18 protein-coding genes are annotated in these 17386 nt (G+C 63.0%); 8 read left to right on the top strand and 10 right to left on the bottom strand.

Annotated features, from left to right (window positions below; genetic code table 11):
* Positions 1 to 4: 4 nt before the first annotated feature.
* Genes fliP through fliF form a run of 4 tightly spaced genes read right to left on the bottom strand, consistent with a single transcriptional unit; the run spans position 5 to position 3201 of the window.
* Positions 5 to 736, bottom strand: a complete 732-nt coding sequence (gene fliP / locus AC2FME_RS06415; protein WP_496799955.1) for a flagellar type III secretion system pore protein FliP — start codon at positions 734 to 736, stop codon at positions 5 to 7.
* Positions 733 to 1020, bottom strand: coding sequence for a FliM/FliN family flagellar motor switch protein (locus AC2FME_RS06410; RefSeq protein WP_490361532.1), 288 nt, complete (start codon positions 1018 to 1020; stop codon positions 733 to 735). Before AC2FME_RS06410 ends, fliP begins: the two co-directional genes overlap by 4 nt.
* Positions 1013 to 1609, bottom strand: coding sequence for a FliH/SctL family protein (locus AC2FME_RS06405; protein WP_496689649.1), 597 nt, complete (start codon positions 1607 to 1609; stop codon positions 1013 to 1015). The genes AC2FME_RS06410 and AC2FME_RS06405 overlap by 8 nt, the downstream gene beginning before the upstream one ends.
* On the bottom strand, positions 1609 to 3201 hold the full coding sequence (gene fliF / locus AC2FME_RS06400; protein ID WP_496799954.1) for a flagellar basal-body MS-ring/collar protein FliF: 1593 nt from the start codon (positions 3199 to 3201) through the stop codon (positions 1609 to 1611). The genes AC2FME_RS06405 and fliF overlap by 1 nt, the downstream gene beginning before the upstream one ends.
* A gap of 86 nt (positions 3202 to 3287) precedes the next feature.
* On the opposite strand from fliF, the gene AC2FME_RS06395 reads away from it, so the two are divergent.
* From AC2FME_RS06395 to thpR, 6 genes are all read left to right on the top strand, one after another.
* Positions 3288 to 3809 (top strand): flagellar basal body-associated FliL family protein, encoded by a 522-nt coding sequence (locus tag AC2FME_RS06395; RefSeq protein ID WP_496799953.1) that lies wholly within the window; start codon positions 3288 to 3290, stop codon positions 3807 to 3809.
* 9 nt (positions 3810 to 3818) lie between these two features.
* Positions 3819 to 4430, top strand: a complete 612-nt coding sequence (locus AC2FME_RS06390; RefSeq protein ID WP_496799952.1) for a hypothetical protein — start codon at positions 3819 to 3821, stop codon at positions 4428 to 4430.
* Entirely contained in the window at positions 4427 to 5005 is a 579-nt protein-coding gene (locus AC2FME_RS06385) for a MotE family protein (RefSeq protein ID WP_496799951.1), read from the top strand. The genes AC2FME_RS06390 and AC2FME_RS06385 overlap by 4 nt, the downstream gene beginning before the upstream one ends.
* A gap of 45 nt (positions 5006 to 5050) precedes the next feature.
* On the top strand, positions 5051 to 5920 hold the full coding sequence (gene motA, locus AC2FME_RS06380) for a flagellar motor stator protein MotA (protein WP_496680009.1): 870 nt from the start codon (positions 5051 to 5053) through the stop codon (positions 5918 to 5920).
* A complete protein-coding gene (locus AC2FME_RS06375; protein WP_496799950.1) occupies positions 5920 to 8067 on the top strand; it encodes a hypothetical protein in 2148 nt (715 codons plus the stop codon). The genes motA and AC2FME_RS06375 overlap by 1 nt, the downstream gene beginning before the upstream one ends.
* A 125-nt stretch (positions 8068 to 8192) precedes the next feature.
* On the top strand, positions 8193 to 8708 hold the full coding sequence (thpR, locus tag AC2FME_RS06370; protein WP_496799949.1) for an RNA 2',3'-cyclic phosphodiesterase: 516 nt from the start codon (positions 8193 to 8195) through the stop codon (positions 8706 to 8708).
* 18 nt (positions 8709 to 8726) lie between these two features.
* On the opposite strand, the gene AC2FME_RS06365 is transcribed toward thpR, so the two are convergent.
* The 3 genes from AC2FME_RS06365 to betB all read right to left on the bottom strand — a co-directional run bounded on the left by AC2FME_RS06365 (position 8727) and on the right by betB (position 14113).
* Positions 8727 to 10076: an MmgE/PrpD family protein gene (locus AC2FME_RS06365; RefSeq protein ID WP_496799948.1), complete on the bottom strand. Its 1350-nt coding sequence runs from the start codon at positions 10074 to 10076 to the stop codon at positions 8727 to 8729.
* Complete coding sequence (locus tag AC2FME_RS06360; protein WP_496799947.1) at positions 10073 to 12517, bottom strand: GcvT family protein; 2445 nt, start codon at positions 12515 to 12517, stop codon at positions 10073 to 10075. The genes AC2FME_RS06365 and AC2FME_RS06360 overlap by 4 nt, the downstream gene beginning before the upstream one ends.
* 141 nt (positions 12518 to 12658) lie before the next feature.
* A complete protein-coding gene (gene betB / locus AC2FME_RS06355; RefSeq protein ID WP_496680016.1) occupies positions 12659 to 14113 on the bottom strand; it encodes a betaine-aldehyde dehydrogenase in 1455 nt (484 codons plus the stop codon).
* Between the two features lie 190 nt (positions 14114 to 14303).
* On the opposite strand from betB, the gene AC2FME_RS06350 reads away from it, so the two are divergent.
* Complete coding sequence (locus tag AC2FME_RS06350; RefSeq protein ID WP_496799946.1) at positions 14304 to 14633, top strand: hypothetical protein; 330 nt, start codon at positions 14304 to 14306, stop codon at positions 14631 to 14633.
* Between the two features lie 3 nt (positions 14634 to 14636).
* Here AC2FME_RS06350 and AC2FME_RS06345 read toward each other — a convergent pair whose 3' ends face one another.
* Positions 14637 to 15149, bottom strand: coding sequence for a potassium channel family protein (locus tag AC2FME_RS06345; RefSeq protein ID WP_496680019.1), 513 nt, complete (start codon positions 15147 to 15149; stop codon positions 14637 to 14639).
* Positions 15150 to 15223: 74 nt separating this feature from the next.
* A complete protein-coding gene (trhO, locus tag AC2FME_RS06340) occupies positions 15224 to 16129 on the bottom strand; it encodes an oxygen-dependent tRNA uridine(34) hydroxylase TrhO (protein WP_496680021.1) in 906 nt (301 codons plus the stop codon).
* A 96-nt stretch (positions 16130 to 16225) separates the two neighbouring features.
* Between trhO and pncA the strand changes: the two genes are divergently transcribed.
* On the top strand, positions 16226 to 16819 hold the full coding sequence (gene pncA, locus AC2FME_RS06335; RefSeq protein WP_496799945.1) for a bifunctional nicotinamidase/pyrazinamidase: 594 nt from the start codon (positions 16226 to 16228) through the stop codon (positions 16817 to 16819).
* Here pncA and AC2FME_RS06330 read toward each other — a convergent pair whose 3' ends face one another.
* Entirely contained in the window at positions 16820 to 17350 is a 531-nt protein-coding gene (locus AC2FME_RS06330; RefSeq protein ID WP_496689549.1) for a hypothetical protein, read from the bottom strand.
* Positions 17351 to 17386: the final 36 nt, after the last annotated feature.

Here is a 17386-nt window from a genome sequence, read left to right as displayed (position 1 = left end):
CGCCTCACGAGTAGCTGCGCACCAGCGCTCCCGCGATCAACGACCACCCGTCGGCGATGACGAAGAACGCCAGCTTGAACGGAAGCGACACCGTAGCCGGGGGAACCATCATCATACCCATCGACATCAGCACCGCGGCTACCACCAGATCGATGATCAGGAACGGCAGGAAGATCAGGAACCCCATCTGAAACGCGCGGGCGATCTCGGACAGCATGAAGGACGGCATCAGCACCGACAGAGGCGCCTGCGGCGACAGCTCCAACGTTTCGCCATTCGGCCGCAGGGCAGCCATCGCCCGGAACGTATCGGCATCCAGCCGCGCGGCCATAAACTCGCGAAACGGCACCAGCGCACGCTCCAACGCAGGCTCGACGTCCATCGTTTCCTCGACCATCGGCCGGATTCCGTCGTCCCAGGCCTGTGTGAAAACCGGTTCCATGATGAAATAGGTCAGGAACATCGCCAGGCTGACGATCAGCATGTTGGGCGGCGACTGTTGCAGCCCGATCCCCTGCCGCAGAATTGCCAAAACCGTCACGAGAAACGGAAAACAGGTGACCATGATCGCCAGCCCAGGCGCCAGGCTGAGCACGGTGATCAGAAGAATCAACTGGATCGTGCGCGCCGATATCGAGCCGCCCTCGCCCAGAGACAGCGACAGCTCCTGGGCCGAAGCCAGTGCCGGCGCCAGCAACACCGCCGCGAGGATCAGCCAGAATCCGCCGCGCATCATCCCAGCCCGGTCTTGAAATCCGATATCTCGGTCAGGCGCACGGCAAGCTGGCCGGCATGCTCCCCCTCCATCTCTTCCAGCAGACCACGCGCAACCAGTTGATCGCCGACATACAGGTCGACCGGATCCTCGACACGTTTGTCCAGCGTCAGAACCGCGTTTTCGCCCATGTTCAGCAGGTCGCGAACCAACGGACGCGCCCGGCCGACCGAGACGGTCACTTCGATCGGCACCGTCTCGAACGGGTTGTGTTTTTCCGGTTTGGGGGGCGGGTTTTCACTCATTTGCCAAAGCCTCTTTTGCCTCGAATACATACGCGTTGAACGCTGCGGCGATCGTCTCCAACAGCGCCGCGCAATCGACCTCGGCGCGGGCCATGCCGACCTGCAACCGCGCCTGACCCGGCTGCAGCGCCGGGTCCTCGACCACCTTGGGTGCGGGGTCGATGCCGCCGGGCAACAGCGCCGAGACGTCCTCGGCCGCGCCCGGAGGCACGACCAGGTGCACCGGCTGGGCGACCTGTTCACGTGACAGTTCGCACAACTGTTCGACTACGCGCGCGGCAAAACCCTGATCGATGGCCTGCGGCAGAACCACCTGCACGAGCGACTGGAACATCGGCTCGAGCGACAAGGTCATGCGGGTCAGCGCCTCGTGATAGCTGAAAGACAGGTCCGCGAAGGCGGCGCGCAACTCTTCGGTCAGGGCAGCCCGGCCCTGCCCCTGAGCCTGCAACGCGTCCTCCCAGCCGGCCCCGTATCCCTTTTCAAAGGCTGCGAACCGTTCTTCCTCCAACGCTTCCTCGTCCAGAAGGCGCATCGGGGCGCCTTCGGCCTGGGCGGTGAAATCCTCGAGCAGATGGGCTATCGACATCACACCTTCTCCTCGCTTTCCTCAAGCCAGCTGCGCAGGATTTCGACCGTTTCCTCCTGCTTGTCGCCGATCATGCTGCGCAGACGCGCGACCGCATCCTCGGACGTGGCTTGCGCAATTGCGGGGACCGCACCTTGGTCGGCGGCCGGGGCAAGCGGCGCGAAATCCTGATCCTGGCCGTCGGCGATCTCGCCGACCAGATATTGGGCATCCGGTGCCGTCGACCGCTCGGCCGCCGGCGGCAATGCCGCGACCGGAGCGGTGGTCAGGATCGGACGGATCACGAACAGCCCCATCACCAGCGACACGATCGCCAATACCGCCATCTGGATCAACGACATCGTGTCCAGATGAATGTTCTGCCAGATCGAGGCCGTGGCCAGGGTTCCCTGCGGCTCCACCTGCGGCAATTCCATCGACTTGAGCGTGATCACGTCCCCGCGTTCGGCATCGAAGCCGACCGCCGAGGCCACCAGTTCGCGCAGGGCCTCAAGCTCGGTGTCGGGCATCGGCTGGAACACCGACGCTCCCGACGCATCCACCGTGCGCGTGCCGTTCACCATGACCGCCACGGTCAGGCGCTTGATCGCCCCCGGGGCGCGATGCACTTCCAATTCGGTCTCGGACACCTCGTAGTTCACACGCTCGCGGGTCTGGGTCGCGGTCGAATTCGACTCGTCCCCGCCGGCGGCATCGCCATCCGGCAGGTTCGACGCCACGGTGACGTCCGAAGACTGGTTACGCGAGCTGTCCGAGCGTTCCTCGATATCGGTGCTGATGGCAACGCGGCCCTTGGGATCGAACCGCCGCTCGCGGATCGACTCGGTCTCGGTCACGGTATCGACGCTCACCTCGACCACGGCATTTCCGGGGCCAACGCGTGCCTCGACCAGGCGCAACACCCGCTCGCGCAGCTGCTTGGCCTTGTCGTCGGCCGTATCGGCAGCGACCGTGGCCTCTTGCGGGCCGACGACCGCGCCGTTGGAATCGATCACCGCAACATCCTCGGGCGCCAATCCGGTCACCGCCGAGGCGACCAGGAATCGGATTGCCTTGGCCTGCTCGGCCGTCACCCGGGCGCCAGCCGGCACAAGATAGACCGAGGCCGTGGGGGCGACCGACCGCTGGAACGGGTTGGACGACCCGTTCGCGATATGCACCCGCGCCTGGCTGACATGGGGACTGCTGACGATGGTGCGGGCCAGTTCACCCTCTTTCGCGCGCCAATAGGCGGCGTCAAACATCTGCGACGTGGTGCCGAACCCGCTGAGCGAATCGAGCAGTTCATAGCCCCGATTGCCATTGGCCGGCAGGCCCTCGGACGCCAGCGTCATGCGCAGTTCATCCCGCTGGGAGGCTGGCACATAGATCGAACCGCCCCGGATCTCATATGCGACGCCGCGTTGATCCAGTGCGCGAACGATGTCGCCCGCCGCGCCGCTTTCCAGCCCGGCATACAACAGGGTCATCGATGGAGAAGTCACCAGCCGCGACATGGCCAGCACACTCAGGAATACCAGGATCGCGGCGCCCGCCACGATGATTTGCTTGCGCCTGTCCAAACTTGCCCAGACAGTTCCGATCTGCTGCACGCTCACCTCCGACTCGCCGACATTCTGTGCGGCTCGTCCCTTGTTTGGACGATTGCCCTTAACAATCGGTTAGTCCCTGCAGGGTTATGACGGTGTCCGAACGCAAGAATGAGGACGCCATGACGGACGCGACTGCAGAACAGGCAGAAGTCCCTGAAAAATCGGGTAAAGCAGGGCTGATCGTTGGGCTCGTGCTGGCCTTGGCTGGCGCTGCCGGCGGGTACTTTATGACCAGTTCAGGGCTGTTGCCGCTGGGCCGAGATTCGCATGAAGAAACGGCGGAAAAGTCCCCCGCCGGCCATGCGGCGCCGAACGTTCAGTTCGTCGACCTGCCGGAGGTCATCGTTGCGGTAACCACCGGCGATTCGCGACACCTGAAATTCCATGCTCAGCTCGAGGTCGAGGCCGGATATGCCTCGGAAGTCGAGGCGATGAAACCCCGAATCGTGGATGTCATGAACAGCTATCTGCGCGCAGTCGATCTGTCGGACCTCGAGGACTCGCTGGCGTTGGTGCGGATTCGCGGCCACTTGCTGCGGCGCATCGGCATGGTCGTGGGCGAGGGCCGGGTGCGTGACGTTCTGGTCATGGAATTCGTGTTGAACTAGGAGGCGAAATTGGAGCTGATTGCGGACATTCTTCTGGCGGCAGGCGCGCTTGGGGCGGGCTTGTACTGTTTCGTTCTGGCCCGGCGACTCAAGCGGTTCACCGACCTTGAGAAAGGGGTCGGCGGGGCGGTTTCCGTGCTGTCCGCCCAGGCGGAAGAGCTGAGAAAATCCCTGGACGCGGCGCGAGCGGCCTCGGATCAGTCTGGGCAGCGACTGCAAGGCCTGACCGAACGCGCGGAATCGGTTGCCAAACGGCTAGAGCTGATCATGGCCTCGATGCACGATGTGGTGCCCGCGACTGGCTCGGATACCGAAAAAAAGAACGAACCGCCGCAACCTGACGACCTGGTTCGACCTGACGAACCGCCCACGGCACCGGCCGAACCGGAATTCAACGAGTCCGAAGCGGGCGTAGCCGACGCAGGAAGCGGCGAAACAGAAAATGGCGCGAGCGCAGGTGAAGAGACAGCGAAAGACGCCTCGGGCGGAGGTGATACCGAGCCGAACGACGAGCCTGACGCAAGGGGCGGTTCGGAGAAGGGCGCCGAGGAGGCAAAAGCGATGCCCAAAGGCGTCCTGTTCTTCCGTCATACGACTCAACGCGGCGAGGCGCGACAATGACCTCCGCCCCGCAACACGCGCAACCGCGGGCGCGCGGAGGGGTATTGACCCTGATCTCCGCCTTGATGATCGGGTCCGCCGTCATCCGATTGGGGCTTGAGGCGGGGCCCGCCCTTGCCCGCGCACCCAAAGCTGCGGCCGAGCACCACGATCCACAACCCCAAGCCTCGGACTTGAACGCGCTTCTGGCCGAGCTGTCGCAGCGGGAAACCGCGCTCCGACAGCGGGAGAACATGCTGCGCGAGAAGGAAAAGGTAGTCGAGATCGCGGAAAAGACGATCTCACAGCGCCTCGCCGATCTGCGTAAGGCCGAAGAGTCGCTGCGGGAAACTCTGGCCGTTGCCGACCAGGCGGCCGAGCGGGATCTGGCGCGTCTGACCGCTGTCTACCAGAACATGAAGCCGAAGGATGCCGCAAAGTTGTTCGAAACGATGGACCCTGTATTCGCCGCGGGTTTCCTGGCGCGCATGCCCTCGGATACCGCCGCCGGCATCATGGCCGGGCTGAACCCTCAGGTGGCCTATACGATCAGTGTCGTCTTGGCAGGCCGCAATGCCAACGCACCTACGGAGTAGGCCGTTGCCCCACCACTCCAAATGTCGCCCTGTCGGAGAGCAAGCATGATTGGAATTCTTGGTATTGTCGTCATTTTTGCGATGGTTTTCGGCGGTTATCTTGCCGCCGGCGGCAAGATGGCCATCATCCTGAAATCCCTGCCTTTCGAGATGATGATGATCGGTGGGGCCGCCGTCGGCGCTTTCCTGATCAGCAACGACATGTCCGCGGTCAAGCATACGGTCAAGGATCTGGGAAAGGTGTTCAAGGGCCCAAAATGGAAACCCGAAGACTATCGGGACCTGTTGTGCTTGTTATTTTCGCTGATCCGGCTGGCCCGGTCCAACCCGGTCGAGGTCGAGGGGCATATCGAGGATCCGGAAAACTCCTCTCTGTTCGCGGCGTATCCCAAGATTCAGGCCGACAAGGAGGCCGTCGACCTGATCTGCGACACCTTGCGGTCTGCGGCGATGAACTATGATGACCCGCACCAGGTCGAAGAGGTTCTGGAGAAACGCATGGAAGCCAATTTTCACCATGCCATGCATTCCAGCCACGCTCTTCAGACGGTTGCCGACGGCCTGCCGGCCTTGGGAATCGTTGCTGCGGTTCTGGGTGTGATCAAGACCATGGGGTCGATCGACCAGCCGCCGGAGGTTCTGGGCAAGTTGATCGGGGGCGCATTGGTCGGGACCTTCCTGGGGGTGTTTTTGGCTTATGGCCTAGTCGGCCCGTTCGCCGGAAAGCTGAAAGCGGTCGTCGAGGAAGACAACCATTTCTACCAACTGATCAAGGAAGTTTTGGTCGCCAACCTTCACAACCACAACGCGGCGATGTGTATCGAGGTCGGACGGCAGAACACGCCGACCCACAACCGGCCGAATTTCACTGAACTGGAAGAAGCACTAAAGGAAATCAAGCAGGCGGCGGCATGATGCGAAGGCTGGCTCTGGTATTTGCTTTTCTGGGCTTCGCGACCGGAGGAGCAGTGGCGCAAACCACCATTCCGGTGCGATCGGGCGAACATGATGGCTATACCCGGCTGGTGGTGCAAGTTCCGACCGGAACCTCCTGGCGGCTGACACATCGCAAGAAGGGGGCCACCCTTTCGCTGGCCCTGACCGACGTGGTGTTCGACATGAAATCGGTATTTACACGCCTGTCGGGCAACCGGCTTTCGGGCCTCACGCAAGCGCAGCCGGGCGCGCCGCTGGAATTGGAATTCGGCTGCGACTGTGCGGCAACCGCTTTTCTGTTCAAGGACACGATGGTCGTGGTGGACATCGCTCCGGGGAAGGCGCTGCCCTTGCCCGATCTCGATATCCCGCCACCGGTTCTTCCCCGCGTGGACCAGGCGACACCGGCCAAAGACCTGCCTTTGACCCATCTGGCCGAACCTTTACTGCGCCTGAGCCGGCAAGACATCGAAGACCGTCTAGCCACCCGCTTCCTGCAGAGTGCCGACCGCGAGATCGTCGATCTCGACCTGTCGGGCGTCGGGCCGCGCGCCTCGACGCCGCCTCCGCCGACTTTGCTTGGGTCCGACCTGTCACCAAACCTGGCGATAACCTCGGTTTTGGACGAGTTGGGCTTCATGGCGAATTTACCATTGCCAATTCTGGAACCTGGGCCGGCCTGCATCTCGGACGCCGCATTGGACTTCGAGTCCTGGACAGATGGCCGTCCGTTCCATCAGCAGGTGGCAGACCTACGCCGCGCCCTGTTCCAAGAGTTCGATCGCATCGATCCAGACGCCGTGATCAGGCTTGCCGAGGTCCTGACCTATTTCGGCTTCGGAGCCGAAGCGGTACAAACGTTGGGCCTGCTCTCCCAGGTTCCCGAGGAAGCAGAGTGGGTTGCCGGCATTGCGACGGTCATCGATGCGCTTCCATCCGACGGGCCGCCACCATTCGAGGGGTTGCAACGTTGTGACGGTGCAATAGCGCTTTGGGCCGCGCTCGCCCAAGGAGAGTTGCAGCCCGAGGCTCGGCCGGAAACAGTCGAGCAATCGTTCCAACGGTTGCCCGAACATCTGCGGCGCCATCTTGGTCCCAGATTGGCGCAGGTCTTCACGAAGGCCGAAGAACAGGAGGCTGCCCGCAGGATTCTGCGCTCGGTGGAGCGCATCGAGCCAGAAGTCAGCGCCGAAACCAACTTGGCAAAGGCCCAAGTCGCCTCAGCCGCGGAAGACGCGCAAAGCAGCAGAACGTTGCTGAGCAGGGTGATCGAGGATCCCAAGGCGCGGGTCGAAGCTCCGTTGGCTCTGGCAAGGCTGATCGAGCAGCAATGGGCCGACCGTGGCGCGATCACCCAAAGACAGCTGGACCTTGCCGGGGCCTATGCCGTTGAACTGAAGAACTCGGAACTCGGGCCCGTCATGGCTCGCAGCCATGCCGTAGCGCTGAGCCTGTTCAACGAGTTTGAACCGGCATTCCGGCTTTCCACGGCTCATGTGGGGGACGCCGATTGGGATGGCACTCAGAACCGTATCCTGCAGTTGATGGCAGAACGGGCGGATGACGGTACTTTCGTCCGCATGACCTTCGCGATGGATCCGTCGCTGGTTCAACGCCTCAGCACCGACACCGCCCTGGCCCTGGCCGAGCGATATGCCGATCTGGGTTTTTCCTCGCAAGTCCGGCGGCTGGTCGACAAAGGGCAAGACCGGACCCGCCAGCGCGACCGAGCATGGCTGCGCGCCCGCGTCGCTATGATGGAAGGCCAGCCGCGACAGGCGCTGGAAGAACTGGCAGACGACCGATCCGAGCGGACCCAGCGTCTGCGGGCCGCGGCACTGACCGAGCTGGGCGAATTTGAGGAAGCCGCAGGGATCCTGACCGAGTTGGGAGAGGATGTCGAGGCCGCCCGGCTGTCGTGGTTTGCGGGTTCGCCAAGGGCGCAGATCGACCTTTCGGACGGTCGAGTGGGCCGGTTGATGGCCTTGAGCGCTGAACTGGATAACGCGGCGGAACGGTCACCGGAATCGCCCTTGAAGGACGCGCGGGAACTGTTGGAGACCAGCACCGGAACGCGCGAAAAAATCCGAGATCTGCTGGCTCTTGTCGAAACGGACGCAGAATGACGACCTTGAACCGACCATGGGCGTCGCGCCGAGGCTTGCAAAGTTCGTCCGCCAGCTCAAGATGGGCTGACCGAAATACAAACCCATGAGACAGGCCCCGAACCGGCCTGTCAGGTCTGGACGAAATGCGCAGTTTTCTGGCCATTCCCGCAACGCCGGACCTGGTGCGGTACTGCCGCGCCCTACAATCCGGCTTTTCCGGAGGTCGCCCGGTTGTGGCGGAGAATCTGCATGTCACACTGGTTTTTCTGGGGGACACGCCGGAAGAACAACTTTCCGTTCTGCATGTCGAATTGGAGCGCGTTCAGCACCCTGCCTTTTGCATCCGGTTCGACGGTTTGGGAATGTTTGGAAACACCATACACTTGGCCGTTGCGAAAAACCCGTCCTTGCAGGAATTGCAGACGAAAACTCTGCAACTGGCGCGAAGGGCGGGCATCGACGTACCGCGGCGCAGATTTCGGCCGCACATCACCATCCAGCGCGGCGCGAATCCGGCTCTGCTCAAGGGTTTTTCCGGGTTCTTGCCGGATGCGCCAGACATGCCGGTAGACCGGTTCGCGCTTTTCTCCTCGACCCTGACTCCGCAGGGATCGCGGTATGATCGGCTTGCCGACTATCCCCTGCTGCCCGACACCTGACATCGGGCGGGGCGAGCGTTACCGGTCAAGGCCCGGGTAGAGAAAGCTGGCAACTCGGTCGAACCGCGCATCGGGGTCGACCAGGTCGAGAACAGCCTCGGCCAGCGTCTTGGCATCGCCCCCGATCTGCGGCGTCGCGAATTCCCGGAATTTGCCAATGACATCCTGGCGCGACATCGGCGCTTCGGGGCCACCCCGGGCATGCGTGTCCCCCGAGTGCAACAACCGGCCGTCGCGTGTCGTGACCGAGACGTCCGCCCAGCGTCCGGCTGGAAACCGGGCCGAGTGCCGATCGCATGTTCGAACCGAAATTCGTGACATGAACCCGACCACGTCCGTGTCAGCTAGCCCCGACCCCATCAAGTGTTCCACTCCGATCCGGCCGTGCACCGCTTGCACCGCAACGGCGAAGGGCAGCGAGTACTGAGCCTGAGACGTCGTCTGCGGCACGCCGGAAAACAGCTGGCATGCCTCATGAAAGGTATTGATATCAACATGGGCGATCCGGTCATGGGTCAGACCGTGTGTGTGCATCACCGTGCGCAGCCCGTCTATGGCGGCATGGGCCCAGCGGCAGATCGGATAGGGTTTCACATATTGATGTTCCATCTGCCAAAACGTGCCGAGGTCCTGCCAATAGGGTGCGGCGCGGTCCTCCTCGATGGTGATGGCAGGGGCGCCGGTAAAGCCGCGCTCGGCCAGAATTGCCGCCGACATTCCCACCAGCGCGCCCCAGCCCGAGCCGTCATGCAGCATGGTTGGGTTGGCGATCTCGCGCATCATCTGGCTGCGGGGGCCGTGATATTCGGCAATGCCAAGGCCTTGGCGCAACTGGTCGGATGAATGGCCCCGCAAGCGGGCCGCCATCGCCGCGACGCCCAGTGCGTTCCACGCCCCCGAGGTGTGATAGTCACTGACGGTGGCGTGCAACGTGATACCCGCGCGGCCCGCGATTTCGTAGCCGGTGATGACGGCCGCCAAGGCATCGGGTCCGGACAGGTCAGGGCAGTGCTCGGCCAATGCGCACAGCGCGGGTATTGCCACGACACCGATATGCCCCTTGGTCGGGTTGTAGCCGTCGTGCCCGTCGAGATTGTCAGTCTGCGTGGCGGCCGCGTAAGCTGCGCCCGCCAGACTGACCCGGCGCCCATCGCACAGCATCCGCGCCGAGAACGCATGATCGGTCGTTCCGTACAGCAATGCCGCAGTGTCGCGGGCGATCACGCCTGCCTCCATCGGGGTCGAGGCGACCACGATGCCCAAAGTATCCAGCAGCATCAGGGCCGCCGCTTCGCGCGCGCTGTCGGGCATCTGGTCCGCCGGGCGGTTTAGAACAAACTCGGCAACGCGGGCGAAGGTTTCGGTCACTTGGCGCCCTCCATCACCGGTTTTTGGTCACGCAATCGCAAGCCCTTGGGGTCGAACGGAGGCGCATGCAAGATCCGTGCCCTGTGCGGCTTACCCAGGATGAAGACATGCACCTCGTCACCCGGCTGGGCGACATCAGGGTTGGCGTATCCGATGGCCAGCGACTTGCCGACTGTGTAGCCATAGGCACCCGAGGTGACGCGCCCGACGGGCGTACCATCTGGGGTAAAGATCGGCTCGCCCCCGCTGGCATCGGCATCGTGGGTGACATTGACCTCGAAAATCGACAGCACCTCGCGCGCGGGATTGTCCTTGATCGCCAGCCAGGCCTCCTTGTGCAGGAAATCCTTGTCTGGCTTGATCAACCCATCCAGACCGACCTCGTGCGGCCAGTACTCCTGAGAATACTCACGACCCCACGAGCCATAACCCTTTTCGATCCGCAATGCGCCCAGAGCCCGGCTGCCGACCGGCCCACCACCGCAGGCGCGGACAGCATCCAGAAGCGCTGTATAGAGTCTGATCTGGTCACTTTCGGCGCAGTGCAGCTCCCACCCCAGATCGCCGGTGAAGCTGACACGGATGGCCAGACAGGTGACCCCGGCAACCTCGATCGTGGCCGAGCGCATGAAGCGGAACGCCGCGTTCGACAGGTCGGCGTTGGTCAGCCGTTGCAAGGCCTCGCGCGATTTCGGGCCAGCGACGTTGACGCCTGCGATGCGGTTGGTGGCGACTTCGAAGGTGGTGCCTTCGGGCAGGTCCACCATGTTGAAGAACCGCTGGTGATAGCGTTCGGCCATGCCCGAGCCGATCATCATATATTCGTCCTCGGCGGTCTTGGTGATGGTGAAATCCCCCGCCACGCCTCCGCGCACCGAGATCAGCGGGGTCAGGCACGAACGTCCCACCTCGGTCGGAACTCGGTTGGCCACCAGCCGGTCGAGCCAGTCATGCGCGCCCGGCCCCTTGATGACGTAGTTGGCAAAGTTCGAGATGTCGATCACGCCCACGCTCTCGCGCAGCAACCGGGCCTCCTGGCCCACCGGTTCGAACCAATTCTGGCGGGTGAAGCCGGTGGTCTCGATTGTTCCAGGCTGATCGGCAAACCACAGCGGGTGTTCCCAGCCGCAATTCAGGCCGAAGACCGCGCCCATCTGCTTCTGCATCTCGTAGGCAGGGCGCACACGAGCGGGGCGGCCGGCGCTGCGTTCCTCGTTCGGGAAATGGATGGCAAAGCGGTGGGAATATTGGTCCGCGACCCGCGCCTTGGTGAAGTTCTTGTCGGCCCAGTCGCCGAACCGCGCCAGATCCCAGGCGAACATGTCGTATTGCGGCTCGCCCTCGATCATCCATTGCGCGGCCAACAGCCCCAGCCCGCCCGATTGCGAGAATCCGGGGATAATACCGGTGCAGCAGAAATAGTTGCGCAGCTCGGGCACCGGCCCCCAGATGGCGTTGGAATCCGGCGACCAGATCATCGGGCCGTTGATCACCCGTTTCACGCCTGCGGTCGCGGCCACCGGCACACGCTCGGTCGCGCGGATCACGTTCTCCATGATCCGGTCCAAATCGTCGGGAAACAGGTCATGGGCGAAATCCAGCGGCGTGCCGTCCTCGGCCCAGAAACGCATGTCTTTCTCATAGGCGCCGATCAGCAACCCGTTGCCTTCCTGCCGGAAGTAATATTCGCCGTCGCGGTCGGCGATCGAGGGCAGCCGGCGGCCGAGAGCTGCCACCTGGTCAATCGCTTCGGTCACGAAATACTGGTGTTCGGTCGGTTGCAGCGGCAGCTCCAGCCCGGCCAGCGCGGCCACTTCGCGCCCCCACAACCCGGCTGCGTTGACCACCCATTGCGTGTGGATGTCGCCCTTTTCCGTGCGCACGATCCACGAGCCGTCAGGCTGCTGTTCAGTCCCTATTACAGGGCAAAACCGCTGAATCTCGGCCCCCAGCGCGCGCGCTCCGGCGGCATAGGCATGGGTTACGCCCGAGGGGTCCACGTTGCCGCCGTCGGGTTCGTACATGATGCAACGGATGTCGTCGAACTGCGCCAGTGGGTGCAGCTCCATCGCCTGTTCGCGGCTGATTTCATAGAAGTTCAGGCCGTAAAACCGCGCCTTGGCCTCTTGCAAACGCAGTTGGTGCTCGCGCGCTTCGGTCTGGGCCAGATACAGCGATCCCGGCTGGAACACGCCGCAGCCCTGCCCGGTTTCCTTTTCCAGCTGCTTGTACAGGTTCATCGTGTAGTGCTGGATGCGGGTGACGTTGTTGTTGTCGTGCAGCCCGTGGATGTTGGCCGCCGCGTGCCACGTTGAACCGCTGGTCAGCTCGTCCCGCTCCAGCAGGATCACGTCGGTCCAGCCCAGCTTGGCAAGATGGTAGAGGATCGAACAACCGACAAGGCCCCCTCCGATCACGACGGCCTGTGCATGGGTTCTCATTGGGCTTCTCTCCTGACTGGCGGGGGCGCGTCACCCCTCTGCTTCAGAAGTCAGCCACAGTGTGCGGACACCGTATGCTCTGTTCCCGACCCCAAATGTCGGGAACAGGGCAAGTTGGACGGAATCCCGGTTTGGGATCGTCTAGTAAGGCGCCTCGACGTCGTTCATCGAAACATAGACGGTTTTCATTTCCGAATAGTGGTTGATCGCCAGCTTCGAGTTCTCGCGCCCGACGCCCGACATTTTCGACCCACCGAACGGCGCCTCGACCGGGGCCAGGTTGTAGGTGTTGATGTAGCAGGTGCCTGCCTCGAAACCGGCCACCACGCGATGGGCGCGGGTCAGGTCGTTGGTGAACACGCCGGCGGCCAGGCCGAACTCGGTGGCGTTGGCGCGGGCCATCACCTCGTCTTCGGTTTCGAAATCCAGCACCGACATGACGGGGCCGAAGATTTCCTCGCGGGCGATGGTCATGTCGTCGGTCACGTCGGCAAAGACCGTTGGCTGAAGGTAGAAGCCCGGGCGATCCAGCCGCGCGCCGCCATGGACCAGCCGTGCGCCCTCGGCCTTGCCCTTCTCGATATAGCCCAGAACGATGTTCATCTGGTTCTCGCTGACCATCGGGCCGAAATTCACGGCCTCATCCATCGGGTCGCCGATCTTCACCTTGGCCAGACGTTCGGTCAGTCGGGTCAGAAAGGCCTCTTTGATGCCTTTCTGAACGAAGACCCGGGTGCCGTTGGAACAGACCTGGCCCGAGGAATAGAAATTGCCCAGGATCGCACCCGAGACGGCGTTTTCGATATCGGCGTCGTCGAACACGATCAGGGGCGACTTGCCGCCCAGTTCCATCGTGACGTGTTTCATGCCCTCGGCGGCGGCGGCATAGACCTTGCGGCCCGTGGGCACCGATCCGGTCAGCGACACCTTGGCCACGCGCGGGTCGGTGACCAGCGCGGCGCCCACATCGCCATAGCCCTGAACCACGTTGTAGATGCCCTTGGGCGCGCCGGCCTCGATCAGGATCTCGGCCACTTTCAGCGCTGACAGGGGCGTGGTTTCCGAGGGTTTGAACACCATCGCATTGCCACATGCCAGCGCCGGGGCACCCTTCCAGCAGGCGATCTGGGTGGGGTAGTTCCACGCGCCGATGCCGACGCAGACGCCCAGCGCCTCGCGGATGGTATAGACGAAATCACCGCTGCCCAGCGGGATATGCTCGCCGGTCAGCGACCCGGCCAGTCCGCCGAAATATTCCAGCGCGTCCGCGCCCGAGGTCGCATCGGCCACCAGCGTTTCCTGCAACGGCTTGCCGGTGTCATGGGTTTCGAGGATCGACAACTCGCGGTTGCGCTCGCGCATGATGTCGGCGGCGCGGCGCAGGATGCGGCCGCGCTCGGTCCCGGTCATCGCCGCCCAGGTCTTTTGAGCGCGTTTTGCACTGTTTAGAGCCTGTTCAATGATCTGCGGCGTCGCCGAATGCAGGCGGGCGATGACCTCGCCCGTAGCCGGATAGATCACGTCGATCGGGGTGCCTGCGGTGTCTTCGACATATTCGCCATCGATGAAATGGCTGGCCGTGGGCTGAAATTTCATGGCGGATCCTTTTCTTGCGGGGCCGCCGGTCAGGCCAGCGGCAAATGGGTTCCAACCGCAGTTAAGGGTTGTTGATTGGTCAGTCAATAAAACACTGGCATCGGCCAGTTTCCGCCGCTGAATCCGCAAGGAAACTTGAAAAATTTTGTTAATGTTCTATTTATGTTCCATATGATCGGAGGATTGCACGATGCAACGATCCCGGCAGATTACGGCCCGGATGGAGCCCACAAACGACTATCACCTAATGCCGGTCACGGATCGGCAGATGCGCTATGCCCGCGCGATCGCCCATCAGGCCGCGCTGGAGATTCCCGTCGAAGCGCAGCGTGACCGACGGTCAATGTCCGATTGGATTTCAGCACACAAACCAAGGGACACGTCGCCCTTTGCAAACTATCCCACCGGCAAGCAGGTGGTATTTGCCGAACGTATTTCGCGCAGCAAGCGCCGCCCGATCCCGGATGAGTGCTTTCGCGACAAACGTGCCATGTCACAGTGGATCGACCGCAACAAGTAAGCGTCAGTGGTTTCGCCGGGCGCGATGGGTGCTGCCGTACAGGCCCACGGCGGCGGCCACGAACAGGCCCAGCAGGATATATCCGGTGATGGCCTCGGCCACGGCCAGGGCCCGGCAGACGCCGATGGGCCGCAGGTCGCCGAACCCGACCGTAGTGAAGGTGACATACGAGAAATACAGCACATCGCTGGGGCGGCGCGCGCCCTCGACACACAGGTCGTGATACCCATATGACCCATAGACGGCTGCAAACAGGAACGGCACCGCCTGAATGAACGAGATCCCCATCAGCAGCAGCTGCCGCTTGGGGTTGCGGACCCGAGTCATGTAGTACCAGGTCTGCCACACCAGCAAAAACGCCAGCCCGATCGTCGTGGCGGTCCCGATCGTGGTGCCCGCGGTCGCCTCGTTCAGATGCGACAGCAGATACCAGGCCATCGTGCTGACAAGAATCAGCCCCAGCGCGGCCAGCAATGTGGGCTTCCAGTCCTCGAAGGTGGTTGGGTCGGCGGGCATCTGTCATCCTCGGCGGTTCGGCTTCGGTCATCCTTCACCGAAGCGTCCGCCATCACAAGCGCTTTCGCGGTTCTCTATTGACCGCCCAGATGCTCTTCGCCTCGCGCCCGCGCCAGCGCGATCTGTTTCTGCCGTTCGCGGAACCGCGCCTTGTCGGCCTCGGACGTCTCGTGGATGCATTGGTGGCAAGACACGCCATGCTCGTATTCAGGGCGCTCCATGTCCTGGGGCAGGATCGGGCGGCGGCAGCCATGACACAGCTGGTGCGGCCCCTCGACCAGCCCGTGCCCCACCGACACGCGGTTGTCGAACACGAAGCATTCACCCTTCCAGGTGCTGTCTTCGGGCGGGACCTCCTCGAGATAGCGCAGGATGCCGCCCTTCAGGTGGTAGACATCCTCGACCCCCTGCCCAAGCAGATAGTTGGTGGATTTCTCGCAGCGAATGCCGCCGGTGCAGAACATGGCGACGCGCTTGTTGTGGAACCTATGCTTGTTCTGCTCCCACCAAGCGGGAAAATCGCGGAAACTGTCCGTTTTAGGGTCGATTGCGCCTTCGAATGTGCCGATCGACACCTCATAGTCGTTGCGCGTGTCGATAACCACCACATCATCCGAGCGGATCAGATCGTTCCAGTCCTGCGGCTCGACATAATGGCCGGTGCGGGCGCGCGGATCGACATCCGGCTGGCCCATGGTCACGATCTCTTTCTTCAGGCGCACCTTCATCTTGCCAAACGGCGGCTGGCTGGCGGTGGCCTCTTTCCATTCCAGGTTGGCACAGCCCGGCAGCGCCCGGATATGCGCCAGCACCGCGTCGATCCCGGCGCGGGGGCCGGCGATGGTGCCGTTGATGCCTTCATGCGCCAGAAGCAGCGTGCCCTTGACCGACTGCGCGCGGCACAGCTCCAACAGCGGCGCGCGCAGGGCGTCCGGGTCGGCAAAACGGGTGAAGTGATACAGTGCGGCGATCGTGTACATGGCCGCGATCTAATGCGCGGCCCCCCGCAACGCAAGAGACCGCATTGACGACCACCGCCCGCCCCCCTACCGATAGCACACGCAAAGGAGGCTGCCATGACCCATGCCCTGATCGTGATCGATGTCCAGAACGATTTCTGCCCCGGCGGCGCGCTGGCGGTTCCCAACGGGGATGAGATCGTTGCCCCGATCAATGCCATGATGCCAGATTTCGACGCGGTGATCCTGACGCAAGACTGGCACCCGGCAGGTCATTCCTCGTTCGCGTCATCCCATCTGGGCAAGGCACCTTATGATCTGGTCGAAATGCCCTATGGCCCACAGGTCCTGTGGCCCGACCATTGCGTGCAGGGCACACTCGGCGCCGAATTCCACCCCGACCTGCGCACCGATGCCGACCTGATCCTGCGAAAGGGCTTCCGGAGCGCGATCGACAGCTATTCGGCCTTCTTCGAAAACGACCGGACCACACCCACCGGGCTGGAAGGCTATCTGCGCACGCGTGGGATAGACCGGTTGACGCTGGTGGGCCTGGCGACCGATTTCTGCGTGCATTATTCGGCGGTGGATGCGGCCCGGCTGGGCTTTGACGTGACCGTCAGAACCGACGCCTGCCGGGCGATCGACCTAGACGGGTCGCTGGCTACGGCCGAGCAAGCCATGCAAACGGCAGGTGTGGCGCTGCTCTGATCAGGGCGTCGCCCCGGTGGCCGCCAGATATTTCAGCACGACGAAAAGGATGACTGCCAGCCCCAGCGCGAACCCGACCCGGCCCACGATCGAGCGGCGGGCGGTCTTCTTCGCGTCGGCACCGGCCCGGGCCGGCTTTGGTCTCTCTTGGACCGGCCTGCGGGGCAGCGGCTGCGCACGACGTACATGTTGCAGAAACGCCAGGATGTCGAACGTGCCGCAATACTGGCCCTGAACGCCCCGGTTCCGAATGTTGTCGAACAACCGGCGCAGGATGAGCGCGCGCGCCTCGGCATCTTCTGCCGGGTACAGATCGCGCTCGAGCCCGGTCCGTCTGGATTCCAGACTGAAACCGGCATCCACGAAAATCCTGCGGATTCTGGGCGAGGCCCGGCGCAGCGCATCCGCCGTGCGGATATCGCGAAACACGGCATAGACATGCCGCCCCGCCACCTGGGCACCGGCCTCAGGGTTTTCCGTCTCGGATTCTTCAGCAATCGTTACAATATCAAAATCGTACGTCAGACTCATTCACCACTTACAAACTTCTGGTCCCATCCCACCCCC

It is taken from the genome of Ruegeria sp. BHSC026 (assembly GCF_059613065.1).
Note: the sequence above shows the minus strand (reverse complement) of the source record. Positions and strands in the feature narration are given on the sequence as shown.